Origin of the sequence: Edwardsiella tarda ATCC 15947 = NBRC 105688, assembly GCF_003113495.2 — a bacterium.
Classification (GTDB): domain Bacteria; phylum Pseudomonadota; class Gammaproteobacteria; order Enterobacterales; family Enterobacteriaceae; genus Edwardsiella; species Edwardsiella tarda.
The window spans coordinates 3,198,929-3,224,547 of record NZ_CP084506.1; the positions used below are offsets into that span (position 1 = coordinate 3,198,929).

General features: G+C 57.7%; 23 protein-coding genes and 4 tRNA genes. 13 read left to right on the top strand and 14 right to left on the bottom strand.

Annotated features, from left to right (window positions below; translation table 11 throughout):
- Window positions 1–7 precede the first annotated feature (7 nt).
- Together tsaE and nnr are read right to left on the bottom strand one after the other, a co-directional pair.
- Window positions 8–472, bottom strand: coding sequence for a tRNA (adenosine(37)-N6)-threonylcarbamoyltransferase complex ATPase subunit type 1 TsaE (tsaE, locus tag DCL27_RS14860; RefSeq protein ID WP_035598528.1), 465 nt, complete (start codon window positions 470–472; stop codon window positions 8–10).
- A gap of 30 nt (window positions 473–502) precedes the next feature.
- Window positions 503–1,999 carry a bifunctional ADP-dependent NAD(P)H-hydrate dehydratase/NAD(P)H-hydrate epimerase gene (gene nnr, locus DCL27_RS14865; RefSeq protein WP_035598531.1) on the bottom strand — a complete coding sequence of 499 codons (1,497 nt, stop codon included), beginning with the start codon at window positions 1,997–1,999 and terminating at the stop codon, window positions 503–505.
- Here nnr and queG point away from each other — a divergent pair.
- The gene (queG, locus tag DCL27_RS14870) at window positions 1,998–3,140 is read left to right on the top strand and encodes a tRNA epoxyqueuosine(34) reductase QueG (RefSeq protein ID WP_005281159.1); all 1,143 of its coding nucleotides are present in this window, start codon (window positions 1,998–2,000) and stop codon (window positions 3,138–3,140) included. The two genes, nnr and queG, sit on opposite strands and share 2 nt — an antisense overlap.
- A gap of 293 nt (window positions 3,141–3,433) precedes the next feature.
- Here queG and DCL27_RS14875 read toward each other — a convergent pair.
- From DCL27_RS14875 to orn, 5 genes are all read right to left on the bottom strand, one after another.
- A tRNA-Gly gene (locus DCL27_RS14875) sits at window positions 3,434–3,509 on the bottom strand.
- A gap of 51 nt (window positions 3,510–3,560) precedes the next feature.
- Window positions 3,561–3,636: transfer RNA gene (locus tag DCL27_RS14880), tRNA-Gly, on the bottom strand.
- A gap of 51 nt (window positions 3,637–3,687) precedes the next feature.
- A tRNA-Gly gene (locus DCL27_RS14885) sits at window positions 3,688–3,763 on the bottom strand.
- Window positions 3,764–3,810: 47 nt separating this feature from the next.
- A tRNA-Gly gene (locus tag DCL27_RS14890) sits at window positions 3,811–3,886 on the bottom strand.
- Window positions 3,887–4,058: 172 nt separating this feature from the next.
- Window positions 4,059–4,604 (bottom strand): oligoribonuclease, encoded by a 546-nt coding sequence (orn, locus tag DCL27_RS14895; protein WP_035599391.1) that lies wholly within the window; start codon window positions 4,602–4,604, stop codon window positions 4,059–4,061.
- Between the two features lie 151 nt (window positions 4,605–4,755).
- Between orn and rsgA the strand changes: the two genes are divergently transcribed.
- The 3 genes from rsgA (at window position 4,756) to mscM (ending at window position 10,207) form a co-directional block, all read left to right on the top strand.
- Complete coding sequence (gene rsgA / locus DCL27_RS14900; protein WP_005296015.1) at window positions 4,756–5,799, top strand: small ribosomal subunit biogenesis GTPase RsgA; 1,044 nt, start codon at window positions 4,756–4,758, stop codon at window positions 5,797–5,799.
- A 138-nt stretch (window positions 5,800–5,937) separates the two neighbouring features.
- Window positions 5,938–6,831 (top strand): archaetidylserine decarboxylase, encoded by an 894-nt coding sequence (gene asd / locus DCL27_RS14905; RefSeq protein WP_035599393.1) that lies wholly within the window; start codon window positions 5,938–5,940, stop codon window positions 6,829–6,831.
- Between the two features lie 58 nt (window positions 6,832–6,889).
- Window positions 6,890–10,207, top strand: a complete 3,318-nt coding sequence (gene mscM, locus DCL27_RS14910) for a miniconductance mechanosensitive channel MscM (RefSeq protein ID WP_035599395.1) — start codon at window positions 6,890–6,892, stop codon at window positions 10,205–10,207.
- A 63-nt stretch (window positions 10,208–10,270) separates the two neighbouring features.
- Here the strand turns inward: mscM and epmA are convergent, their stop codons facing one another.
- Window positions 10,271–11,248: an elongation factor P--(R)-beta-lysine ligase gene (epmA, locus tag DCL27_RS14915; RefSeq protein WP_005281140.1), complete on the bottom strand. Its 978-nt coding sequence runs from the start codon at window positions 11,246–11,248 to the stop codon at window positions 10,271–10,273.
- A gap of 421 nt (window positions 11,249–11,669) precedes the next feature.
- Here epmA and frdA point away from each other — a divergent pair, with 421 nt between their 5' ends.
- Genes frdA through frdD form a run of 4 tightly spaced genes read left to right on the top strand, consistent with a single transcriptional unit; the run spans window position 11,670 to window position 14,983 of the window.
- Complete coding sequence (gene frdA / locus DCL27_RS14920) at window positions 11,670–13,469, top strand: fumarate reductase (quinol) flavoprotein subunit (RefSeq protein ID WP_005281132.1); 1,800 nt, start codon at window positions 11,670–11,672, stop codon at window positions 13,467–13,469.
- Window positions 13,462–14,196 (top strand): succinate dehydrogenase/fumarate reductase iron-sulfur subunit, encoded by a 735-nt coding sequence (locus DCL27_RS14925; RefSeq protein WP_005281129.1) that lies wholly within the window; start codon window positions 13,462–13,464, stop codon window positions 14,194–14,196. The genes frdA and DCL27_RS14925 overlap by 8 nt, the downstream gene beginning before the upstream one ends.
- A 16-nt stretch (window positions 14,197–14,212) precedes the next feature.
- On the top strand, window positions 14,213–14,611 hold the full coding sequence (frdC, locus tag DCL27_RS14930) for a fumarate reductase subunit FrdC (RefSeq protein ID WP_005296021.1): 399 nt from the start codon (window positions 14,213–14,215) through the stop codon (window positions 14,609–14,611).
- A gap of 15 nt (window positions 14,612–14,626) precedes the next feature.
- Complete coding sequence (frdD, locus tag DCL27_RS14935; RefSeq protein ID WP_005281123.1) at window positions 14,627–14,983, top strand: fumarate reductase subunit FrdD; 357 nt, start codon at window positions 14,627–14,629, stop codon at window positions 14,981–14,983.
- Between the two features lie 54 nt (window positions 14,984–15,037).
- Here the strand turns inward: frdD and sugE are convergent, their stop codons facing one another.
- Together sugE and efp are read right to left on the bottom strand one after the other, a co-directional pair.
- Window positions 15,038–15,355: a quaternary ammonium compound efflux SMR transporter SugE gene (gene sugE / locus DCL27_RS14940; RefSeq protein ID WP_035599398.1), complete on the bottom strand. Its 318-nt coding sequence runs from the start codon at window positions 15,353–15,355 to the stop codon at window positions 15,038–15,040.
- Between the two features lie 189 nt (window positions 15,356–15,544).
- A complete protein-coding gene (efp, locus tag DCL27_RS14945; protein ID WP_005281117.1) occupies window positions 15,545–16,111 on the bottom strand; it encodes an elongation factor P in 567 nt (188 codons plus the stop codon).
- A gap of 42 nt (window positions 16,112–16,153) precedes the next feature.
- On the opposite strand from efp, the gene epmB reads away from it, so the two are divergent.
- The 5 genes from epmB (at window position 16,154) to DCL27_RS14970 (ending at window position 21,912) form a co-directional block, all read left to right on the top strand.
- Entirely contained in the window at window positions 16,154–17,182 is a 1,029-nt protein-coding gene (gene epmB, locus DCL27_RS14950; RefSeq protein ID WP_228594441.1) for an EF-P beta-lysylation protein EpmB, read from the top strand.
- Between the two features lie 281 nt (window positions 17,183–17,463).
- Window positions 17,464–19,017, top strand: a complete 1,554-nt coding sequence (locus DCL27_RS14955; protein ID WP_035600098.1) for an L-lactate permease — start codon at window positions 17,464–17,466, stop codon at window positions 19,015–19,017.
- 48 nt (window positions 19,018–19,065) lie between these two features.
- A complete protein-coding gene (locus DCL27_RS14960) occupies window positions 19,066–19,785 on the top strand; it encodes a (Fe-S)-binding protein (RefSeq protein WP_005296026.1) in 720 nt (239 codons plus the stop codon).
- A gap of 10 nt (window positions 19,786–19,795) precedes the next feature.
- On the top strand, window positions 19,796–21,217 hold the full coding sequence (locus DCL27_RS14965; RefSeq protein ID WP_005281107.1) for a LutB/LldF family L-lactate oxidation iron-sulfur protein: 1,422 nt from the start codon (window positions 19,796–19,798) through the stop codon (window positions 21,215–21,217).
- Window positions 21,217–21,912, top strand: a complete 696-nt coding sequence (locus DCL27_RS14970) for a LutC/YkgG family protein (RefSeq protein ID WP_035600109.1) — start codon at window positions 21,217–21,219, stop codon at window positions 21,910–21,912. Before DCL27_RS14965 ends, DCL27_RS14970 begins: the two co-directional genes overlap by 1 nt.
- A gap of 118 nt (window positions 21,913–22,030) precedes the next feature.
- Here the strand turns inward: DCL27_RS14970 and DCL27_RS14975 are convergent, their stop codons facing one another.
- From DCL27_RS14975 to DCL27_RS14990, 4 genes are all read right to left on the bottom strand, one after another.
- A complete protein-coding gene (locus tag DCL27_RS14975; protein WP_005296029.1) occupies window positions 22,031–22,378 on the bottom strand; it encodes a DUF4156 domain-containing protein in 348 nt (115 codons plus the stop codon).
- Between the two features lie 255 nt (window positions 22,379–22,633).
- On the bottom strand, window positions 22,634–24,277 hold the full coding sequence (gene groL, locus DCL27_RS14980; protein WP_035600100.1) for a chaperonin GroEL: 1,644 nt from the start codon (window positions 24,275–24,277) through the stop codon (window positions 22,634–22,636).
- A gap of 59 nt (window positions 24,278–24,336) precedes the next feature.
- Window positions 24,337–24,630, bottom strand: a complete 294-nt coding sequence (locus DCL27_RS14985) for a co-chaperone GroES (protein ID WP_005296032.1) — start codon at window positions 24,628–24,630, stop codon at window positions 24,337–24,339.
- 257 nt (window positions 24,631–24,887) lie between these two features.
- Complete coding sequence (locus DCL27_RS14990) at window positions 24,888–25,361, bottom strand: FxsA family protein (protein ID WP_035600102.1); 474 nt, start codon at window positions 25,359–25,361, stop codon at window positions 24,888–24,890.
- Window positions 25,362–25,619 lie beyond the last annotated feature (258 nt).

Consider the following 25,619-nt stretch of genomic DNA (forward strand, 5'->3'; position numbering starts at 1 on the left):
CGTCCCTTTATTGCCGATCCAAGGCGGCCATCACTGCCTGGCCATGTACGCTGTGCGCCTCGATCACCGCCTGGCGCGCGCCGCCACTATAGGTCAGGTGCAGCGTAATATCCGGCTCCGGCAGGAAGCCCATCCCTTGCTGCGGCCACTCCACCAACAACAGCGCATCTTGGGCAAAATAATCACGGATCCCCATAAACTCCAGCTCCTCGGGATCGGCTAAGCGATATAGGTCGAAGTGATACACCGGACGCGGCGTCAGCAGATAAGGCTCAACCAGGGTATAGGTCGGGCTCTTCACCGTTCCCTGATGCCCCAAGGCCTGTAGGAACCCCCGGCTAAAGGTGGTCTTACCCGCCCCTAAATCACCATACAGGTAAATCACAGTGGCAGAGTGACAGGCGCGCGCCAGCGCGTCGCCCAGTGCGATGGTTGCCGCTTCGTCCGGCAGTTGCAGTACGAGACTTGTCATAGTTGTATTGTTCGTTCTGGTCGTTCAAGTTCAAGGATTTACCCAACGCCTGATCTCAGGCAGCAGATCGCTGGCCAACATGCCGCGCGTCCCCTCACGCTGCGCCAGCACATCGGCGGCAACGCCATGCACGACAGCGCCTGCGCAGGTGGCATCATACAGCGGGAGCTTTTGTGCCAGCAAACCGCCAATGATACCAGAGAGTATGTCACCCATCCCGCCGCTTGCCATCCCGGGATTACCAATATCAGCAATCGCACGCCGTGTCCCATCGGCAATCAGTGTGCCCGCCCCCTTCAACAACGCGACCCCACCGTAGCACCGCTGTAATGCGCATACCGCGGCGGGCCGATCCCGCTCGATCTGGGCGATGCTGCATCCCAATAGGCGGGCCGCCTCACCGGGATGCGGCGTGATCACCCGACGCGCATCCGTAGAGGGCGCTTCAGCCAGCAGGTTAAGGGCATCGGCATCCCAGAGCATCGGCCGCTGACAGTCAACGATCGCCGCCAGAGCGCGCCGTCCCCAGTCTCGCCGCCCCAATCCCGGGCCGATCGCGAGCACATCGGCCCAGGCGAGCGCCTCGTGTAATGCCGCCGGACTCCACGCCTCGACCATCAGCTCAGGACACGCCGCCAATAACGGCGCGACATGCTCCGCCCGCGTCAGTACCCGCACCAGTCCCGCGCCGCTACGTAACGCGGCCTGACCGGCGAGACGAATCGCCCCCCCCATGCCATGATCGCCGCCGATCAGCAGCAATCGCCCCTGCTCCCCCTTATGAGCCAACGGCGAGCGTGGCGGCAACCACCCCGCCAGATCCTGACCATCCAGACGACGCCATGGCCAGCGCTGTGCCGCCAGCCAGCCGGAGAGCCCGAGGGGGTCGCAATGCAGTTGCCCCACCACGGCGCGCGCCTGCCCGGTCAATAACCCCGGCTTCAGGCAGATAAAACTTTGGGTATGCTCGGCCTGCACCACGGCCCCGAGAGCAATGCCCGTGTCGGCATTCAATCCCGAGGGGAGATCGAGCGCGACCACCGGGGCGGGATGGGCGTTGATCGCGGCGATCAACCCATCATAGGGCGCACGCGGCGCGGCGTGTAGACCAATGCCCAACAAGGCGTCGACGATCACCTCTGCTTCCGGCAACGGCAGCATGGCTGGCTGTACACATCCGCCCGCCTGCAACCATTGCGTGCGCGCCTGCTGCGCCTCTATCGGGAGCGCCCCATCTCCGGCGACAGCCAACAGCGTCACGTGAATGCCACTGGCGCGCGCCAGGCGCGCCACCACATACCCGTCGCCACCGTTATTGCCATGTCCACACAGGATCAGCCAGTGACGTGCACAGGGATAGTATTGGCGTATCCGATTAAAAGCCGCCTGACCGGCGCGCTGCATCAGGTCCGCCAGCGTGATGCCGTGCGCCTGCGCGGCGTGCTGCTCTGCGTCACGTACCCAATCCGCTGGCGCGACATAGTGTGCTAAACTGCTGGCGTTTCCGTAGCAAGAATGGCCCATCATGACTCATCCCCTCGATCTGCATCAGTTAGCCCAACATATCAAGCAATGGGGCCTATCGCTAGGATTCCAGCAGGTCGGGATCGCCGATACGGATTTGCGGCTTGAAGAGGCGCGGTTACAGGCGTGGCTGGATCAAGGTTATCATGGGGAGATGGCATGGATGGCGCGCCACGGCATGATGCGCGCTCGCCCCGCCGAGCTGTTGCCCGGAACCCTACGGGTGATCAGTGTGCGCATGAACTATCTGCCCCCCCATGCGGCCTTCGCCTCGACGCTGAACGATCCGATGCGCGGCTACATCAGCCGCTATGCCTTGGGACGCGACTACCATAAGGTGCTACGTGGCCGTCTTAAGCGATTGGGAGAAATGATTCAGGCGCACTGCGGCGGCACGCTCGGCTTCCGCCCCTTCGTCGACTCAGCTCCCCTACTGGAGCGCCCTTTAGCGGCCAAGGCCGGTCTCGGCTGGAGCGGAAAGCATTCGCTGCTGATCAATCCGCAGGCTGGCTCCTGGTTTTTCCTCGGCGAGCTCTTGGTCGATCTGCCGCTACCTATCGACACGGCGCAAGAGGCCCAATGCGGCCGCTGCGTCGCCTGTATGACCACCTGCCCGACCGGGGCCATCGTCGCGCCATACACCGTGGATGCACGGCGTTGTATCTCGTATCTGACTATCGAAGCGGAAGGCGCCATTCCTGAGGATCTACGCCCGTTACTCGGCAATCGAATCTATGGTTGCGACGATTGTCAGATGATCTGCCCCTGGAACCGCCAGGCGCCATTGAGCGAAGAGGCCGACTTCCGGCCGCGCACGGCGCTACACGCGCCCGCGTTAACCACCCTATTCACCTGGGACGAGGCCACCTTCCTACGCATGACGGAAGGCTCGCCCATCCGCCGCATCGGCTATCAGCGCTGGTTACGCAACCTGAGCGTCGCCTTGGGCAATGCACCTTACACGGCCGAGATCGTCGAGCTATTAACACGCCGCCTGGGGATCAGTGCACTCATTGATGAGCACATTCACTGGGCGTTGGCGCAACAGTTAGCCAAACGCGACGCACACAACGTTGAGGTCATCAGCAACCAACAACGTCGACTGATCCGTGCCGTCGAGAAGGGGCTGCCGCGCGACGCCTAGTCACGCGAGCATGCTAACAAGCTACACAGACCCGCTGTGTATAAAAATAAAATTTTGTTGTTATTCAACCCTCAGGCCAAATGCAAGTGAACCATATCTCGATTTTTTGCTTATTTTTATACTTATAAATCAAATTGTTATAATCTTGATGCTTTTTTGCTCGCAAGCGAAGGGGCGAAGAGGTGGCTGAAATCCTGTGGATAACTCTGTTAATGGAAGTATGAGCAATCACTGCAGACTGCGCAGAGTATCGTGATGATGTGCTTGAGATAGGGTAAAACGAAGAAGAAAATTGGAGCGGGAAACGAGACTCGAACTCGCGACCCCAACCTTGGCAAGGTTGTGCTCTACCAACTGAGCTATTCCCGCAGAGTGATGCTTCTGGCATCGACACCATAACAGTAATGGTGTTTTGAAGTTTGGAGCGGGAAACGAGACTCGAACTCGCGACCCCAACCTTGGCAAGGTTGTGCTCTACCAACTGAGCTATTCCCGCAGAGTGATGCTTCTGGCATCGACACCATAACAGTAATGGTGTTTTGAAGTTTGGAGCGGGAAACGAGACTCGAACTCGCGACCCCAACCTTGGCAAGGTTGTGCTCTACCAACTGAGCTATTCCCGCAATGGTACTGCTTTTTTTCATCCAGCCGCACAGCGACCTTCTAAATTTGGAGCGGGAAACGAGACTCGAACTCGCGACCCCAACCTTGGCAAGGTTGTGCTCTACCAACTGAGCTATTCCCGCGTCGCGTAACCGAACGGCCTACATCTGAAAAACTTCACAATTCCGTCTCGGTACGGGGAGCGCATTATACGGAGATTTTTATCTCCCGCAAGCCCCCCAAGACGAAAAAGTCAGATAAATTGACTGACTGCCGATAAAAGCGCCGCAGCGTACACATTATCGGCAAATAGGCTTACAGGCGAATAAAATTACTACGGTAATAGGCCAACTCGGCTACCGACTCGCGGATATCATCCAATGCCTGGTGGGTATTCTGTTTGTGGAAACCCGCCAGAATCTCCGGCTTCCAACGCCGCGCCAGCTCTTTCAGGGTACTGACATCCAGATAACGGTAATGGAAGTAGCGTTCCAGTTCGGGCATATAGCGGAACAGGAAGCGGCGATCCTGGCCGACACTGTTGCCACAGATCGGTGAGACCCCCGCCGGCACCCATTGGCGCAGGAATTCCAGCGTCGCTTGCTCGGCGGCGGCCGCATCGTAGCGGCTCTCCTTCACCCGCTGCACCAAGCCGCTAGCAGTATGGGTGCGTACGTTCCACTCATCCATCAGTGCTAGCTGGGCGTCGTCTTGATGCACCGCGATCACCGGCCCCTCGGCTAACACGTTTAATTCGGCATCGGTCACCAGTGTGGCGATCTCGATGATCCGGTCGCGCTCGGGATCCAATCCGGTCATCTCCAGATCGATCCAAATCAGACGTGTTTCGCTTGCACTCATAGTTCCCCCGGCAAATAGTATGAATTAGTGCGGCGTGTCTACGACGATCGTTATGATGCTCAATTGCGAGACACAGCCCAGCGTGTATCATAGACACTTTCCGCGCTGTGGGCGATCGCCACAGTGCCGCAGCCAAGAGAGTGAGGCGCAGTTGAGTAAAAAAAGACTATCGCACGGCCAGCAACGGCGGATGCACGCCAACCACCAGCGTCGTCTACAACAGACGGAGCCTAGCGTGGAGCTGGACGATACCCTGTTCGGTGACACCCAGGAGGGGGTAGTCGTCAGCCGTTTCGGCAAACATGCCGACGTTGAGGCCGCAGATGGCACTCAGCAGCGCTGTAACATCCGCCGTACCCTACCGTCGCTGGTCACCGGCGATCGGGTGGTCTGGCGTCCTGCCACGCAGGCGGGTAGCAAGGGCATCGTCGAGGCGGTGCATCCGCGTAGCTCGGTACTGACCCGGCCAGACTACTACGATGGCGTGAAGCCGATCGCCGCCAATATCGATCAGATCGTTATTGTTTCGGCGATCCTGCCGGAACTCTCGCTGAATATCATCGATCGTTACCTGGTCGCCTGCGAGACATTATCCGTCGAACCGCTGATCGTACTGAATAAAGTCGATCTGTTGGATGCCGAAGGGCGCGAGTTCGTCGACGAGGCCATGGCCATCTACCACGACATCGGTTACCGCGTGGTGCTGGTCTCCAGCCACAGCGGAGAGGGGATGGCACAGTTACAAGATCTGCTCACCCAGCGCATCAGCATCTTCGCCGGCCAGTCCGGGGTGGGGAAATCCAGTCTGCTCAACGCGCTGTTGCCAGCCTTGGAGAGCCAGATCGAGGTCGGCGCGGTCTCCGACAATTCGGGATTAGGCCAGCACACCACCACCGCAGCCCGGCTCTATCACTTCCCCCATGGGGGTGACGTGATCGACTCGCCGGGGGTCCGTGAGTTCGGCCTATGGCATCTGGATGCCGAGCAGATCACTCAAGGATTCATTGAGTTCCGCGACTACCTGGGTAGCTGTAAGTTCCGCGACTGCAAACACGACAACGATCCGGGTTGTGCGTTGCGCGAGGCCGTCGAGCGCGGCGAGATCGCCGAAACGCGTTTTGATAACTATCATCGTATTCTGGATAGCATGACGCAGGTTAAACTGCGCAAGAACTTTACCGGCGGCGGCCATTAACGCTGTCGGCGTTCCCCCAGCGTCCTAATCAGGGACGCGGGGCATAACACGGCGCTGCGCGAAGCGCTATGACTCCCTGTACGACCCGGCGGCACACCAGGCCGCCGGTAGACTATCTTGTTGGACAAAGAGGCTAACGTGCTCGATAGCATTAAAATCAAACTGCAATATTTACTGCCGAAACAGGCGCTGACCCGTTTGGCGGGTTGGGCCGCCGACAAACAGGGCGGCTGGCTGACGCAGAGCGTCATCAAGGGCTTTGCCCGTTACTACGGCATCAATATGCAGGAGGCGCTTTACCCCGATCCCGCGCACTATAAGACCTTCAACGACTTCTTCGTTCGCCCGCTACGCGACGGCGTGCGGCCAATTGCCGAGTTCGACGATGGCGTGGTGCTTCCCGCCGATGGCGCCATCAGCCAGTTAGGGCCGATCGAGGCGGGTCGTCTGCTGCAAGCCAAGGGGCACGATTATACCCTCGAAGCGCTCTTGGCGGGCCAGTACCAACTAGCACAGGAGTTTACCAGTGGCCAGTTCGTCACCACCTATCTCTCACCGCGCGACTATCATCGGGTGCATATGCCCTGTGATGGCCGTCTACGGGAGATGATCTATGTACCCGGCGATCTGTTCTCGGTGAATCCACTGACCGCCGCCAACGTCGCCAATCTGTTTGCCCGTAACGAGCGCCTGATCTGTATCTTCGATACCGCTGTCGGTCCCCTAGCCCAGATCCTGGTCGGTGCCACCATCGTCGGTAGCATCGAAACCGTCTGGAGCGGCTGCGTCAACCCGGAGCGGGCCGGCATCATCCGTCGCTGGACCTACCCGAGCGAGGGTGACGGTGTCATCACGTTGAAGAAAGGGCAAGAGATGGGCCGCTTCAAACTCGGTTCCACCGTGATCAACCTGTTTGCCGCCGGGCGTATCCAGTTCGACGCTGCCCTGAGTGCAGGGAGCATCACCCGGATGGGACGCGAGCTGGGCCATGTGCCCACGGCGACTCACGCCGCACAGCCCGCCACAGAGTAACCATCTCGGCGCGGCGTTAAACGCCGCGCCGCTCGTCATGCCATCGCGAGGGTCGACCATGCGCCTGATCCACCGTCTCCTCCTGACCGGGCTGCTGGCATTCTGCCTGCCGATACTCGCTCAGGCTACGCTCAACGAACGCCAACTCACCCTCGATCTGAAACAGGCCGAGGCCGCCAAAAACGCTCCCGCCCAAACCGAGACCGTCGAGGCGCTACAGAGTGCGCTGAGTTGGATCGACGAGGCGAAGGCCGCCAAACAACGTAGCCAACAGTACCGCAAGACCATCAGCGACTTCCCGCGCCTTACCCGCGAGCTACGCCAACAGTTGAGCGATGAAAGCAGTCCGCCGCCCACGATCCAGCCCCCTGCCGACGAGGCGGAGCAGCAGATCCTGCAAATCAGCAGTCAACTGCTGGAGGTGGCGCGCCAACTGCAACAGGAGCAAGATCGCGCACGCGACATCAGCGATTCCCTAGGGCAGGTAGTACAGCGCCAAGCCTCGGCGCGCAAGGCACTCAGCGAGGCCGAGCGCCGCCTACAGGAACTTACCGTCACTGAAACGGCCCTCTCTCAGGCGCAATCCGCCCAGCTCCAGGCCGAGGTGGCCGCGCGTAAGGCGCAGGTCGATGAGCTGGAGCTGGAACAATTGTCGGCCAGCAACCGGCAAGAGTTAGTACGCTTACAGAGTGAGGTGTTGAGCAGACGCCATGAGCGCCTCGACCTGCAGCTACAGGGGCTACGCAACAGCCTGAACAGCCAACGCCAACGCGAGGCGGAAGAGGCGTTGGAACGGACACGACGCCTGGTGGAGCAGAGCGATAACCTGCCGCAATCCATCATCATGCTGCTGACGCAAAACCAGACCCTGTCGCGCGATCTCAATCAACAGGCACAACATCTGGATGAGATCGCCACCCGCCAACGCGTCATCGCCGGGCAGACCCAGCAGGTGCGCCAGGCGCTAAACACCCTGCGCGAGCAGGCGCAATGGCTAAGCGTCTCCCCGGCGCTCGGTGAGACGCTACGCGACCGCCTGGCACGCCTGCCGGAGATGCCCAAACCGCAGCAACTCGACAGCGATATGGCTCGCCTCCGCGTACAGCGCCTGCACTACGAGAGCCAACTGGCCGACCTGACGCCGGCCGATCAGTATCGGCAGAACGACGGTGAGCCGCTCAGCACCGCCCAACAACGCCTGCTGACACCGCAGCTCACCATGCAGCGTGAGTTGCTGAATTCCCTGCTGTCGGGCTGCGATAGTCAGATCCTGGAGCTGACCAAGCTCAAGGTCGCCAATACTCAGTTGATCGATGCCCTGACGGCGGTACGCGAAGCCACCCATCGCTACCTCTTCTGGGCGGCGGACATCGATCCGGTTGGCTTCGGCTACCTGCTCACCACCCTACGCGATCTGGATCGTCTGCTATCGCTGGATACCCTGGCGCAGCTCAGCCAGGCGGCGCTGATGATGGTCAGCGACCGTAGCACGCTACTCCCACTATGCGGCGCCCTACTCCTGGTGGGCTTCAGCATCTACTCACGCCGTCACTACCGCGCCTTCATGGCCCGCGCCGCCGGGCGCGTCGGCAAGGTCAATCAGGATCATATCTCACTGACCCTACGCACCCTGTTATGGTCGATCTTGGTGGCGCTGCCACTGCCAGTACTGTGGGCCGCACTCGGCTATGGACTACGTAATGCCTGGCCCTATCCGGTGGCTGTCGCCATCGGCGATGGCGTCAGCGCCGCGCTACCGGTGTTGTGGGCCTTCATGATTAGCGCCGCCTTCTCCCGCCCCGACGGCCTGTTTATCGTCCATTTCGGCTGGGGAGAGCGCCAGGTACGGCGGGCGATGCGCTACTATCGCATGTCTATCTGGATCATCGTGCCGCTGCTGATGGCCGTAGTCACCTTTAACAATCTGGCTGACCATAGCTTCAGCGCCACCCTGGGACGCGCCTGCTTTATCATGCTGTGTATCGCCCTACTGCTGCTGACCTCAAGCCTGTATCGCGCCGGGATCCCGCTCTACCTCAACCGCGCCGACTCGGGGGAGAATCTGCTGAACTACCTGCTATGGGGGGGCTTACTCTGCGCGCCGCTGGCGGCGATCTTCGCCGCTCTGCTCGGTTACCTCGGCACCGCCCAAGTATTGCTGGCACGCCTAGAGACCTCCGTCGCCATCTGGTTCGGTTTATTGATGATCTACTCGGTGATCCGGCGCTGGATGTTAATCCAACGCCGGCGCATCGCATTCGATCGCGCCAAGCAGCGGCGCGCCGAACGGCTCGAGAAACGGAGTCGTCACGAGGAGGATGGCCTGCATCCCGCCGCGATTGAAGGTAGCCAGGAGGCAGAAGAGAGCATGGTGGATCTGGATGCCATCAGCGATCAATCGCTGCGTCTGGTGCGTTCAATCCTGACGCTGGTCGCGCTGATCTCGCTGATCTGGCTCTGGTCAGAGTTACACTCTGCCTTCGCCTTCCTGGAGAATATCCGCCTGTGGGATGTGACCGCCAACGGTGTCGGCGGCGAAACGCTGCAGCCGATCACCCTGGGGGCCGTATTGATCGCCATCCTGGTGATCCTGGTGACCATCCAACTGGTGAAAAACCTACCCGCGTTGCTGGAGTTGGGACTCCTGCAACATCTGGATCTCACCCCGGGTACCGGCTACGCCATCACCACCATTACCAAGTACCTGCTGATGATCGTCGGTGGGCTGATCGGCTTCTCGCTGCTGGGTATCGAATGGTCGAAGCTACAGTGGCTGGTGGCCGCGCTGACCGTCGGTCTGGGCTTTGGTCTCGGAGAGATCTTCGGCAACTTCATCTCTGGCCTGATCATCCTGTTCGAAAAGCCGATCCGCATCGGCGATACGGTCACCATCCGCGATCTGACGGGTACCATCACTCGGATCAACACCCGGGCCACCACCATCTCCGACTGGGATCGCAAGGAGATCATCGTACCCAATAAGGCCTTCATCATGGAGCAGTTCATCAACTGGTCACTCAGCGATCCCATCACTCGCGTGGTGTTGACGGTGCCGGCCGAGGCCAGCGCCAACAGCCAGCAGGTGACAGAGTTACTGCTCCAGGCCGCCGGGCAGTGCTCGTTGGTACTCGATACTCCTCCGCCGGAGGCCTATCTGGTCGACATTCAGCAAGGGGTACAGATATTCGAGTTGCGCATCTATGCCTCGGAGATGGCGCACCGCATGCCGCTGCGCCATGAGTTGCATCAGCTGATCCTGGCCGCCTACCGCCAACACCAACTGGTACTGCCCTTCCCACCGATCCAGATCGGACGCGACTCGCTGCGCCCGGCGCGTAGCGCCTCATCACGCGCCTTCAACAGCGGCGGTTTATAGCGGCAATAAAAAACCCGCGCCTCGGCGCGGGTTGTGGGAGCTTACGTTAAACGTATCGAGGATTCAGGCGCGATCGACAGAGAATGCGATCACCTCGCTGAGACGCTCGGCCGATAGTGCCAGCATGATCAGACGATCCACCCCCAACGCCACCCCGGAGCTATCCGGCATGCCATGGGCCAACGCCGCCAGCAGATGTTCATCGAGCGGCTGTTGCGGTAAGCCCAACGCGGCGCGCTTGCGATTGTCCTGCTCGAAACGCAGACGTTGCTCGTCGGCATCGGTCAATTCGTGGAAGCCGTTAGCCAACTCCACACCACGGTAGTAAACCTCGAAACGCTCCGCGACCCGATGATCTTCGGTACTGATCTGCGCCAAGGAGGCCTGACTGGCCGGAAAGTGATAAACGAATGCCGGACGCTCTTTACCGATATGCGGCTCGACGCCGAAGGCGAACAGCAGCTGCAACAGCGTGTCGCGATCCTCTTCTTTATCGGCGACATTGCTTAAATCTAATTTGGCCGCCGCTTCGCGTAACTGCGTTTTATCCGCCGAAAGCGGGTCGACATCCAGATGGCGAATAAAGGCCTGTTGATAGGAGAGCGTTTCGGCGCTCTCGCACTCCAGTACCTGTTGCAATAAGTCATCGACCTCATTCATCAGGCGATACATATCATAGTGCGGGCGATACCACTCTAACATGGTAAATTCCGGGTTATGATAACGACCAGACTCTTCGTTGCGGAAGCTACGGCACAACTGATAAATCGGCCCACTACCGGCAGCCAGCAGGCGCTTCATATGGTATTCCGGGCTGGTCATCAGATACAGCGTCATTCCCTGCGCCACGCCGGGACCGACAAAGTGGGTCTGGAAGGGAACCAAGTGAACATCCGTGATCGTGGCCTGACTCATCGACGGGGTGTCGACTTCCAATACGCCGCGATCCGAGAAAAAGCGCCGGATGGTAGCCATGATACTGGCGCGTTTCAACAAATTGGCCACAGGTGCACTGGGTTGCCAGCTTGCCGTATCGCTCATGATGATAACTCCGAAATAAAACAGGATGGGCAGTCTACTCGCTTCTCGTCATAGATGACAGCGCTCGTGGCGGGAGAGCGCCGCCGATGCCTAGGTGACTAATAGATTATTGAGCGAACTATATACATTGGCTTAAAAAGCAAATAAAACATATTAAAAATAGAATATAACGACAGAAACATTATTAAGATCACGTTTTGCTATTTTTTCCCGCCTTAAAAAGGATAAAACACCCAACCACATCAATTTTCCACTACTTCAATATGGGTATAATTTTCGAATTCGAACTTAAAAAACACAACCATTCCCATGCTTCATTAAAGACGGCGACCACCCATGTGCTACCTTTCTTTAATATGCAGTCTGGAATGGTTCTTTGTTTTTAAATGTTACTTTACCATTGAACACCCGGAGGAATGCAGTGCAAACCTTTAACGCAGACCTTGCCATCGTCGGGGCTGGGGGTGCTGGCTTACGAGCAGCGATTGCCGCCGCCGAGGCCAACCCTCAACTGAAGATTGCCTTAATCTCAAAAGTCTACCCGATGCGCAGCCATACTGTGGCGGCGGAAGGCGGTTCCGCGGCCGTCACTCAGGCTCATGACTCTTTCGATTTCCACTTCCATGACACCGTTGCCGGTGGTGACTGGTTGTGTGAGCAGGATGTCGTCGACCACTTCGTGCATAACTGCCCGCGTGAAATGACCCAGTTGGAACTGTGGGGCTGCCCGTGGAGCCGTAAGCCTGACGGTTCGGTCAACGTCCGTCGTTTCGGCGGGATGAAGATCGAGCGCACCTGGTTTGCCGCGGATAAGACCGGCTTCCACATGCTGCACACGCTGTTCCAAACCTCACTGAAATACCCGCAGATCCAGCGTTTCGACGAGCACTTCGTGCTGGATATCCTGGTAGATGAAGGGCAAGCTCGCGGCCTCGTCGCCATCAACATGATGGAAGGCACCATGGTGCAGATCCGCGCCAATGCGGTCGTTCTCGCCACCGGCGGTGCTGGACGCGTCTACCGTTACAACACCAACGGCGGTATCGTGACCGGCGACGGGATGGGGATGGCATTTAAGCACGGTGTTCCGTTGCGTGATATGGAATTCGTGCAGTATCACCCGACCGGCCTACCGGGCTCAGGTATCCTGATGACTGAAGGCTGCCGCGGTGAAGGCGGTATCTTGGTGAACAAAGACGGCTACCGTTACCTGCAAGACTACGGTCTCGGGCCGGAAACACCGCTGGGCGAGCCGAAGAACAAATACATGGAACTGGGTCCGCGCGACAAAGTTTCTCAAGCTTTCTGGCACGAATGGCGTGCAGGCCGCACCATCTCTACCCCGCGTGGCGATGTGGTGTACCTCGACCTGCGTCACCTCGGCGCCAAAAAGCTGCGCGAGCGTCTGCCGTTCATCTGTGAACTGGCCAAGGCCTACGTCGGCGTCGATCCGGTCAACGAACCGATCCCGGTACGCCCGACCGCACACTACACCATGGGTGGTATCGAAACCGATCAGCACTGTGAGACCCGCATCAAGGGCCTGTTCGCCGTCGGCGAATGCTCCTCTGTCGGTCTGCATGGGGCTAACCGTCTCGGCTCTAACTCCCTGGCTGAACTGGTCGTCTTCGGCCGTGTCGCCGGTGAAAGCGCCATGCAGCACGCACTCCAGGCCACTCCGGCCAACGGCGCTGCACTGGATGCACAGGTGAAAGACATCGAGGGCAACCTCAAGGCACTGGTTAACCAGGAAGGCAACGAAAACTGGGCGACCCTGCGTGATGAGATGGGTGTCTCAATGGAAGAGGGTTGCGGTATCTACCGTACCACCGACCTGATGCAGAAGACGGTCGATAAGCTGGCCGAGCTGAAAGAACGCTTCAAACGCGTCAAGATCACCGATACCTCCAGCGTATTCAACACCGAACTGCTGTATGCCATTGAGCTGGAGCATGGTTTGAACGTCGCCGAGTGTATGGCTCACTCCGCCATCAACCGTCGCGAATCCCGTGGCGCCCATCAGCGTCTGGATGAAGGCTGTACCGCACGTGATGATGTGAACTTCCTGAAACACACGCTGACCTACTTCAACGAAAGTGGCGCACCGCGCATTGAATACAGCGATGTGAAGATCACCAAACTGCCGCCGGCCCAACGTGTATACGGTGCCGCCGCAGAAGCTCAGGAAGCGCAGAAGAAAGAGGAAAAAGCGAATGGCTGAGATGAAAAACCTGAAAATGGAAGTCATGCGCTACAATCCGGAACAGGATGCTGAGCCGCATTTCGCGACCTATGACGTACCGTATGACGAAACCACTTCCCTGCTGGATGCCCTGCTGTATGTGAAGGACAATCTGGCGCCGGACCTCTCCTTCCGTTGGTCCTGCCGTATGGCTATCTGCGGCTCCTGCGGGATGATGGTCGATAACGTGCCGAAGTTGGCCTGTAAGACCTTCCTGCGCGACTACCCGAACGGGATGCGCATTGAAGCGTTGGCCAACTTCCCGGTCGAGCGCGATCTGGTGGTCGATATGACCCACTTTATCGAGAGCCTGGAAGCGATCAAGCCGTATGTCATCGGTAACGATCGTAAACCGGAAGAAGGGACTAACAAGCAGACACCGGCAGAGATGGAGAAATACCATCAGTTCTCCGGCTGCATCAACTGTGGTCTGTGCTATGCCGCCTGCCCGCAGTTCGGCCTGAACCCGGAGTTCATCGGTCCGGCCGCGATCACCCTGGCTCACCGCTACAACCTGGACAACCGTGACCACGGTAAGAAAGAGCGTATGCCGGTGCTGAACACCCAAAACGGTGTTTGGAGCTGTACCTTCGTCGGTTATTGCTCAGAAGTTTGCCCGAAACACGTGGATCCGGCTGCGGCTATCCAGCAGGGCAAGGTAGAAAGTGCCAAAGACTTCATGATCGCAATGCTGAAACCGCAATAAGGGAGACTCGATTGCAATGACGACTTCAACCAAACGCAAACCCTATGTGCGGGGTATGTCATCTAACTGGTGGCAAAAGCTAGGTTTCTATAAGTTCTACATGCTGCGCGAGAGTTCAGCGTTGGAGAACGTCTGGTTCAGCATCGTGCTGATCTATGGCGTCTTCTCGCTGAAAGACGGGGCCGCTGGCTGGGAAAGCTTTGTCGCTTTCCTGCAAAACCCGCTGGTACTGGTCCTGAATATCATCTCCCTGCTGCTGGCCGTGCTGCATACCAAGACCTGGTTTGAGCTGGCGCCGAAAGCGGCCAACATCGTGGTCAACGATGAGAAGATGGGTCCGGCACCGATCATTAAGGCGCTGTGGGCTGTCACCATCGTCGCAACCGTGGTGGTTCTGGGCCTGGCCCTGCTGTAACCGAGGAGAAAGCAGATGAACAATAAAGTGTACAAACGTTCTGACGAGCCGGTTTTCTGGGGCCTGTTTGGCGCTGGCGGCATGTGGGGTGCCATCTTTGCCCCGGCCGTGATCCTGATCGTCGGTATCCTGTTGCCGCTGGGCATGTTCCCGGATGCGCTGACCTTCGAACGCGCACTGAGCTTCAGCCAGAGCATCATCGGCCGTATCTTCTGGCTGCTGATGATCATCCTGCCGCTGTGGTGTGGTCTGCACCGTCTGCATCATATGATGCATGACCTGAAGATCCACGTCCCGGCCGGTAGCTGGGTATTCTATGGCTTGGCCGCTATTCTGAGCGTTGTGGCGCTGATCGGGATCTTTACCCTGTAATCCGCCCTCGCACAGTAAAAGCCTCCTACGGGAGGCTTTTTTTATGGCTTGCGATCAGAGGCTACTCAGCTTCAGGCCCACGATACCCGCGACGATCAGGGCCAAGCTCAACAGACGCAACAGGCTAGCCGGCTCACCCAGTAGGATGATGCCCATTATCGCCGCGCCAACGGCGCCGATGCCGGTCCAGACTGCATAGGCGGTACCGGCGGGTAAGGTTTTCATCGCATGTGCCAATAGCAGTACGCTGGCTACCATCGCCACCAAAGTAATGAGGCTGGGCCACAGACGGGTAAATCCATGGGAAGACTTCAGACTGATAGCCCAGACGACCTCTAAGAGGCCTGCGATCAACAACACAATCCACGACATGATAGGGTCCAACGCGTGACAGGGGCGTCCCTGAGAGGAATGGCCTGCACGGGACGTCCCGTGACAGGAGGAGCCGTAGCGGCCCCGTGAGCCTTGTCACCCTACCTCGCGCACAAGATAAAACCAAGCACCAGCAGGTGACCGGCGAAAAAAAACCGCGCTTAGCGCGGTTTTTATCGTGACGATGACTTACTTCACGCGGGAGACGTATTCGCCGGAGCGGGTGTCAACCTTGATCACTTCACCGATCTGAACGAACAACGGCACCTTCACTACTGCGCCAGTGGTCAGGGTGGCCGGCTTACCGCCAGTACCGGCGGTATCACCCTTCAGGCCCGGATCGGTATCCACGATCTCCAGTTCAACGAAGTTCGGCGGAGTAACGGCGATCGGCTGGCCGTTCCACAGGGTCACTACGCACTCAGCCTGATCCAGCAACCACTTGGCATTGTCGCCAACGGCTTTGGCGTCAGCAGCCAGCTGTTCGAAGGTATCGTTGTTCATGAAGTGCCAGAACTCACCGTCGTTGTACAGGTAAGTCAGGTTCACATCCATCACGTCGGCGCCTTCGGCGCTATCGGTGGACTTGAAGGTCTTCTCAATCAGCTTGCCAGTCAGCAGACGGCGCAGCTTAACGCGTGCAAAGGCCTGGCCCTTACCCGGTTTGACGAACTCACTGGATTCGACGGCGTAAGGTTCGCCATCCATCATGATTTTAAGACCGGAGCGGAAATCGTTGCTAGAATACGTTGCCATAAAGGCCCTCTGAATAATTTACTTGGTAGCTTAGCCAAAAAAATGGCACATATTGTAACCCAAAAAGGGCAGCCGAGAGAAGATTGGCTGCAACAACTTGCCGACGTTGTCACCGACCCCGCCGACTTACTGGCTCAACTGAGCCTCGCCGACCATCCCGAATGGCGTGCGGGCTGTGAGGCACGCCGCCTGTTTCCTTTGCGGGTACCACGTGCCTTCATTCGTCGGATGCGCCCCGGCGATCCCCAGGCCCCCCTATTGCGCCAGGTGATGAGTGATGCCGCCGAGTTTATCGAAACGCCCGGCTTCTCCACCGATCCCCTAGAAGAGCAGCATAGCGTAGTACCCGGCCTGCTGCATAAATACCAGAACCGCGCGCTGTTGCTGGTCAAAGGGGGCTGCGCCGTCAACTGTCGCTACTGCTTCCGCCGCCACTTCCCCTACCAAGAGAATCAGGGGACCCGCGCCAACTGGCAGCGTGCGCTCGAGTACCTCCGCGAACACCCAGAGTTAGATGAGATCATCTTTTCCGGCGGTGACCCACTGATGGCGAAAGATCACGAGCTCGACTGGCTATTCAGCCAACTGGAGTCGTTGCCACACCTTAAGCGCCTACGCATCCATAGTCGCCTACCGGTGGTGATCCCGGCGCGTGTCACCGAGACACTATGCCAACGTATGGCCGAGTCCCGTCTGCAGATGCTACTGGTCACCCACATCAATCACGCTAATGAGATCGATGAGGCGCTCAGCGCCGCCATGCAACGGCTAAAACAGGCCGGGGTGACCTTGTTGAATCAGAGCGTGCTGTTGCGTGGTGTCAATGATAATGCCGATACCCTGGCCGCGCTGAGCAATGCGCTGTTCGACGCCGGTATTCTCCCCTACTACCTGCACGTACTGGATAGAGTTCAGGGCGGAGCCCACTTTATGGTGCCGGACGACGAAGCACGTGTTCTGATGCATGGACTCTTGGCCCGGGTATCTGGCTATCTAGTTCCACGCCTGACGCGCGAGATCGGCGGTGAACCGAGTAAAACCCAACTTGATCTGCACCTGCGTCAACGCTAACGCTTCGTTATCGCCTCCAGCATAACGCACCGACGCGTTACTCTATGATGTAGCCCGCCCCACCCTGTGCGGGCTACTTGTCCGCCTCTTCTCGCCTTGATCCGCCAAACCTCAACAAACACTAAACTCAATCCATTAAGTTGCCAATCTCACTATAAATTTTAACTTCTATTTAAATTGAAGCGATCCAGCTACGTGCATTAACCAGTCATTTACGTTATAACCACATTGCAGTAAATCATCATACCAATAATAGTAACTTGAGTTAGATAGGGAAATTTATGCCTGCTTACCTACCATTCCTACTGGGGATCTTGCCGCTCGTCGTCATGATTATCCTGATCCTCAAAGTCAAAACCCCCATTCATTACGCCGTGTTACTCACCTTGGCGCTGACGCTAGCGGTCACCGGGCTGTATTGGCATACGCCATTACAAACGCTCGGCTCGGCATTGATCTATGGAGCATTAAAGGGATTGTGGCCGATCATCATCGTGATCCTCGGCGCCATCTACAGCTATAACCTGATGCTGAAGACCGGCAGTATGGATGTCCTACGCGATGTACTCGCCACCGTCAGCGACGATAAACGCATTCAAGTGTTACTGATCGCGTGGTGCTTCGGCGGTTTCCTCGAGGCTGCTGCGGGCTATGGCACCGCCGTCGCTATTCCTATCGGTATCCTGATCGCTCTGGGTTTTAACCCACTCAAGGCCGCCATCGCCTCCCTGGTCGCCAACACTGTTCCCACCGCTTTCGGCGCCGTCGGAATCCCCGTGTCGATCCTGGCCGAGCAAGTCAATCTGCCCGTCACCGCCCTCAGCGGTACCATCATCGCCCAGTTGGCGTTATTTAATATCCTGCTGCCCTTCGTCATCGTCGCCATCATCGGCGGTGGAGTCAAAGCGCTGCGTGGCATGGTCGGCCTGACGCTGATGTGCGGTATCGCGACCTTGATCCCACAGTATCTGGTGGCCATCAAACTGGGCGCCGAACTTCCCGCCTTCGCCGGTAGCCTGGTCAGCCTGATCGTCGTTACCCTGATGGCGAAAGCCCGGCGCACAGCAACTGCCGACGAGTACCGCATCGACGGCGCTCATCTGTCAGGGAGTCGCCGTTACTCCGCCGCACAACTACTGCGTGCCTGCGCCATCTATATCCTGATCTTTATCTTCATTCTGCTCTGTTCACCGTTGTTCCCAACCCTGCGCGCAACCGTCGCCCAGGTCGCTAGCGTAATCACCTTCCCGCTCGCCGATGGCCATGCATTGCGCCTGAAGATCGACTGGATCGCGACCCCTGGCGTACTGATCATTATCGCAACCCTGATCGGTGGTCTCATTCAAGGGGCGACCTTCAGCCAGATGATCCGTGTCTTCGCCGCCACCGTACGGCAACTGAAGAACTCGATCATCGCCATCTGCGCCATCGTCGCCATGGCGACCGTCATGGACGTCAGCGGCCTGATCGCCACCTTGGCGCAGACCCTGGTTGACGTCACCGGCGGCGGCTACCTGTTCATCGCCCCGATCATCGGTGCCCTGGGGACCTTCGTCACCGGTAGCGACACCAATTCCAACGTGCTGTTCGGCAAACTGCAAACCATGGCGGCTGAGCGGCTACACGTCGATCCGTTATGGCTGGCGGCGGCCAACACCTCCGGTGCAACGGGCGGCAAGATGATCTCGCCGCAGAGCATCGCCATCGCCGTCTCGGCCACCCGAATGGAGGGGCAAGGCAGCGCCATCATGTCTGGCACCCTGAAATATTGCTGCGCCTATATCGTGATCCTCGGGTTGAAGGTCGGTCTGGTTTACTACCTTTTCATGGCTTAATTGATTGAATTTAAATGTTTTACTATTACACAATGGAGAGCCTTCGTCGTGAACGTTAACTTCTTTGTCACCTGTCTAGGCGATGTCCTCAAGTCGCGCATGGCGCGCGACTCGGTACTACTGCTGGAGCAGCTGGGTTGTACGGTGCATTTCCCCGAAAAACAGGGATGTTGTGGGCAACCTGCCATCAACGGCGGTTATGTCGCCGACGCCATTCCCGGAATGAAAAACCTGATCCGCGCGCTGGAGGAAAATGACGATCCGATCATCTCGCCGGCGGGTTCGTGCACCTATGCCGTCAAGAGCTATCCCACCTACCTGAGTGCCGAGCCCGACTGGGCGCTGCGGGCCGAACGGGTCGCCAATCGGATGGTGGATCTGACCTCTTTTATCGTCAATACATTGGGCGTTAAAGATGTGGGCGCGCGCCTGCCTGGGCGGGCGGTCTATCACCCCTCCTGTAGCCTGCTACGCAAGATGAAGGTACGCGATGAGCCGCTGATCCTGCTCAATCATGTACAAGGATTGGAGCTACAACCCTTTGCCGATGCCGAGACCTGCTGTGGCTTTGGCGGCACCTTCTCCGTGAAGATGGCCGAAATCTCCGGCGAAATGGTGAAGGAAAAGGTCGGCCATATGATGGAGGTCCAGCCGGACTACCTGATCGGCGCGGACATCAGTTGCCTGATCAATATTGGCGGCCGCATGCAGCGTGAAGGGGTGCCGGTCAAAGTGATGCATATCGCCGAAGTCTTGATGTGCCGTTAAGGAGGATGCTATGTCGCTACAAACCAGCGAAATGAAGTTTAAGGAGCGCATCCGAGTCCAATTGGACGATAGCGTGATGCGCAAAGCCGTGGCTAATGCCCAGGAGCGCATTGGTGCCAACCGGCAGAAGATGGTGGATGAACTCGGCCACTGGGAAGCGTGGCGTGACCGCGCCGAACAGATCCGTGACCATGTCCTGGATAATCTCGATGCCTACCTGTATCAGCTGTCGGAGAAAATCGAGGCCAACGGCGGTCACGTCTACTTCGCCAAGACGAAAGAGGAGGCCACACGCTACATCCTGCAGGTCGCTCAAGCCAAAAACGCCAAGAAAGTGGTCAAGGCCAAGTCGATGGTCACCGAAGAGATCGGCATGAACCATGTCCTACAAGAGGCGGGTATTCAGGTCGTGGAAACCGATCTCGGTGAGTATATTCTCCAGCTCGATCAGGATCCGCCCTCTCATGTGGTGGTACCCGCGATCCACAAGGATCGTAATCAAATCCGGCGAGTATTGCATGAGACGCTGGGTTACGACGGGCCGGAGACCCCGGAGGCCATGACACTGTTCATCCGCCAGAAGATCCGCCAAGATTTCCTCAGCGCCGAGATCGGCGTCACCGGCTGCAACTTCGCCGTCGCCGAAACGGGATCGGTCTGCCTGGTAACCAACGAGGGGAATGCCAGGATGTGTACCACCTTGCCCCCTACCCATATCGCCGTGATGGGGATGGAGCGCATCGCCCCCACCTTCGAAGAGGTGGATGTGTTGATCACCCTGCTGGCACGCAGCGCGGTCGGTGCCCGGTTGACCGGTTATAATACCTGGTTGACTGGGCCGCGCCTGGCCGATGAGCTCGACGGCCCGCAAGAGTTTCATCTGGTGATCGTCGACAATGGCCGTTCGGCGGTACTCGCCTCTCCCTTCCGCTCGGTACTACGCTGCATCCGCTGCGGCGCCTGCATGAACACCTGCCCGGCCTATCGTCACATCGGTGGGCACGGCTACGGATCGATCTACCCCGGCCCGATCGGGGCGGTGATCTCGCCGTTGCTCGGCGGCTATGCCGCCTTTAAGGATTTACCCTACGCCTGCTCGCTATGCACCGCCTGCGACAGTGTCTGCCCGGTGAAGATCCCGCTCTCTCAACTGATCCTACGCCACCGCCGCACGATGGTAGAGGCGGGACTCCCCCCACGCGCCGAGCAACGCGCGACCCGGTTGTTCACTTATGCCAATAGTCATCCCGCCATCTGGAAAGTGGGGATGATCGCCGGCGCACATGCCGCCCGCTGGTTTATCAAGGGCGGAAAGGCGCCGATCAACGTCGGCGCGCTGGCCGAATGGACCGAGGCGCGCGATCTACCGCAAGCCGATGGTGAGAGCTTCCGCAGTTGGTTTAAACAGCACCAGGCGCAGGAGAAGAAATGATGAATACCCGCGATGCATTCCTGGCAAACATCGCTAGCCAGCTCGGACGTGAGGTGCGCCATACCCCGCTAGCACGCCCACAACCGATCAACGACTATGCCCAGACTCGCCTGACAGAGTTGAGCCTGCAGCAGCGCTGTGATGCCTTTATCGATGTCGCCAGCAACGTCATGCTGGCGCACTGTGAGCGTTGTAGCGTAGCCGAGGCCCCTCAGGCTGCGCTACGCCTCTGTGAACGTTATGGCCGCTCGCCGACTATCGTCAGCGGCGATGAGCGCCTGGCTCAGTTGGGGATCAGCGAGCTGCTGGTGCGCGAGTGCCCCGCGACGCTCTGGGACCCGAGCAACGGGGAGGCGAATCTCCATCTGGCGGAGCAGGCCAAAGTCGGCGTCGTCTTCGCCGAATACGGCCTGGCCGAGTCGGGTGGTGTCGTGCTGTTCTCCTCCGCCCAACGTGGACGCGCCCTTAGCCTGCTACCGGAATCCTCGATCTTCGTTCTACGTCAGAGCACCATCCTGCCACGCGTCGCGCAGCTGGCTAGCCAGTTACACCAACAGGCGCTACGCGGAGAGCGCATGCCGTCGTGTATCAACCTAATCGGTGGCCCTAGCTCCACCGCCGATATCGAGCTGATTAAGGTGGTCGGCGTACATGGACCCATCCATGCCGCCTACCTGATCATCGACGACTGCTAGCCGCCTCTCAGCCATGGGGCCATGGCATGACGCCCCCGCCCGCAGGGCGTTATACCTCCCATAAAAAAAGCCGCAGCCCTCGGGGCTGCGGCTTAAACCATTCGTTCTACTCGGTCACTCAGTTCGGGCACTTATAAACTTGACCGCTCATCTTGCTATCCAGCGGTGCGAAGCTGGACCAAAAACCTTCGCTCGGGCTAACGGCGCCGTAGACGACATTCCCGCCCATCGCGGCGGCTTTGTTACGCAGATCGTTAGCGGCGGCACGCATGGAGCTCGTTTCGCCACCCTGACCGGACAACCAGTTACTCTGCGTCCCCGTGGCCTCGCCCAGCAGTTGGCATTCGGCTCCCGGCTTAGTATCAGTAAATTTCACCTGCTGGCCGGCGGAAGACAGCTGAGTCATGGAACTGCACCCAGCCAGCAGCATGACGGCTGCCAGACCCAGTAACCCTTTAATCCGCATCTTATTCCCCATTTGATGTGTAAATGTTATCCGAATAATACCAGAATCCATTGCCAACACTTAATGAATGTGTTGCGCGGCTACGCTGGTGGGCTTAAGACACCCCTAGGGATCCCGGTATGCTTTTGCATAGTAGAGTATTCCCACGCGCTTAAGCCACAATGATATGACAAAATTTCGTGTCATATCATACGCCAGATAGAAAAAAACCCCCGCAAAGCGGGGGTCTTCGGTCGACGGAGTCGGTTAGGGGGATTACATCATACCGCCCATGCCGCCCATGCCACCCATGCCGGCAGCGCCCAGATCAGCCTTCTCTTCCTTCGGCAGATCGGTCACCATGCACTCGGTGGTGATCATCAGACCCGCAACGGAAGAAGCGTACTGCAGCGCAGAACGGGTTACCTTGGTCGGATCCAGGATACCCATCTCGATCATGTCGCCATACTGTTCGGTCGCCGCGTTGTAACCGTAGTTACCTTCGCCGGCTTTCACGTTGTTGGTAACCACGGACGGTTCTTCACCGGCGTTAGCCACGATCTGACGCAGCGGAGCTTCCATCGCGCGCAGCGCAACCTTGATACCGACGTTTTGCTCTTCGTTGATGCCTTTCAGATCAACCAGTTTAGCGGCTACACGTACCAGGGCAACACCGCCGCCAGCTACCACGCCTTCTTCCACCGCAGCACGGGTTGCGTGCAGGGCATCTTCTACGCGGGCTTTCTTCTCTTTCATTTCAACTTCAGTTGCTGCGCCAACCTTGATGACGGCAACACCGCCAGCCAGTTTAGCCACACGCTCCTGCAGTTTTTCACGATCGTAATCAGAGGTTGCTTCTTCGATCTGCTGACGGATCTGAGCGACACGGCCCTGGATAGCAGCCTCTTCGCCCACGCCATCGATGATGGTGGTGGTGTCTTTGTTGATCACGATACGTTTAGCCTGACCCAGATCTTCCAGGGTCGCTTTTTCCAGCTCCATACCGATCTCTTCAGAGATCACGGTACCGGCGGTCAGGGTAGCGATATCCTGCAGCATCGCCTTACGACGATCGCCGAAGCCCGGTGCTTTCACCGCAGCCACTTTCACGATACCACGCATGTTGTTGACCACCAGGGTCGCCAGCGCTTCGCCTTCTACGTCTTCGGCGATGATCAGCAGCGGCTTACCGGCTTTCGCGACGGCTTCCAGCACTGGCAGCATTTCGCGGATGTTGGAGATCTTCTTATCAGCCAGCAGGATGAACGGGCTTTCCAGTTCTACGGCGCCAGTTTCCGGCTTGTTGATGAAGTACGGAGAGAGGTAGCCGCGATCGAACTGCATACCTTCAACCACATCCAGCTCGTCTTGCAGACCGGTGCCTTCTTCAACGGTGATAACGCCTTCTTTACCAACTTTTTCCATCGCTTCAGCGATCAGCTGGCCAACGGTATCATCGGCGTTAGCGGAGATGGTGCCAACCTGAGCGATAGCTTTAGAGTCGGAGCACGGTACAGACAGCGCTTTCAGCTCTTCAACGGCAGCGGTAACCGCTTTGTCGATACCGCGCTTCAGATCCATCGGGTTCATACCGGCGGCAACAGCCTTCAGACCTTCGTTAACGATGGCTTGTGCCAATACGGTTGCGGTGGTGGTGCCGTCACCGGCGGCGTCGTTAGCCTTGGAGGCAACTTCTTTCACCATCTGGGCACCCATGTTCTCGAACTTGTCTTCCAGCTCGATCTCACGCGCAACGGATACGCCGTCTTTGGTGATGGTCGGAGAGCCGAAGGACTTGTCCAGAACCACGTTACGACCTTTCGGCCCCAGGGTGACCTTCACTGCGTCTGCCAGTACGTTTACGCCACGCAGCATTTTTACGCGGGCGTCGTTACCAAATTTTACGTCTTTAGCTGCCATTATCTTTGTCCCTTAAATTCGTTCAAATTGGATATTGCGAGCGCTTGCCAATGCGGCGATTACGCCTCGACGATGGCCAGAATGTCACTTTCGGACATGATCAACACTTCTTCATTGTCGATCTTCTCGGCCTTCACGCCATAACCATCGTTGAAAATCACGGTATCACCGACCTTCACGTCCAGTGGCTTCACATCGCCATTCTCGAGAATGCGACCATGGCCCACGGCGATCACTTCACCGCGCGTGGATTTGCCCGCTGCGGAACCGGTCAGGACAATACCGCCAGCTGACTTAGATTCGACTTCTTTACGCTTGACGATCACACGGTCGTGCAATGGACGAATTTTCATTGATAGCTCTCCTTTGAGAAAGTCCATATCGTTTTAGGGTTGAAAGCCGGGCACGGGTATTTACACCGTGTTCCGGACTCATGTCTTGCTAGATTGGGGCGCCGTTTTCCACCTTCAAGGGGGCCACGACAAAAAAATTCGCTTTTTTTTAACCTGCAAAGGTCAAAGATGCAACCGGGACGTGATAGTGGCCTGCCTCGACGACAGGCCATAGAAAAAGAGAAGAGCGAGAAGCTAACGAGTATGCCTGCCGCGGGTTACTTATGATCCAGATGGCGATGATCGTCATCCTTGCGCTCGAACTCACCGTCGAAGGTCTGCCCCCCACCACCGCCACCAAAACCGCCGCCCCCCTCGCCCGGGCCACCACCACGGTAGAAGCGGAAATAAGGAAGCAGTTTCAATGCCAGATGCTTCTGCACTGGTGGCAACATCAACAGTAGACCGAGGAAGTCGGTAAAGAACCCAGGGACGATCAATAGCAGGCCCGCCATCACCAGCGACACACTCTTGATCATCTCGGCGGCAGGACTCTCACCCTGCGCCAGCTTCTGCTGGATCTGTATCAGGGTTTTCATACCTTGATTTCGCACCAACGAGGCACCGAGACATGAAGTCAGGATCACCAACAAAAGCGTCAACGCGACCCCTAAAACAGCCGCGACTTTGATGAAGATCGATATTTCTATATAGACATATAAAAATATCAGGATGAAAGGCAACCAGCACAAAGGATGTCTCCTAATTAAACGACTGTTTCACTATCTACACGAATGTAAATAAAAAACGACTACTTTAAAAATAAAATTATATTGGCGTCAAAAAAAGCGTCAATATAATTTGTATGATGTTATTTTCATCACCAGATAACCCCTACCTCGTGCGGGTTATTTACATTAACTGTGAGTATTATCACAGATATGATAATCAAAGGGATAAGATACACCATATAGTGATCTAGGTTCATACTTTTCCCTCCCGGCAGCATA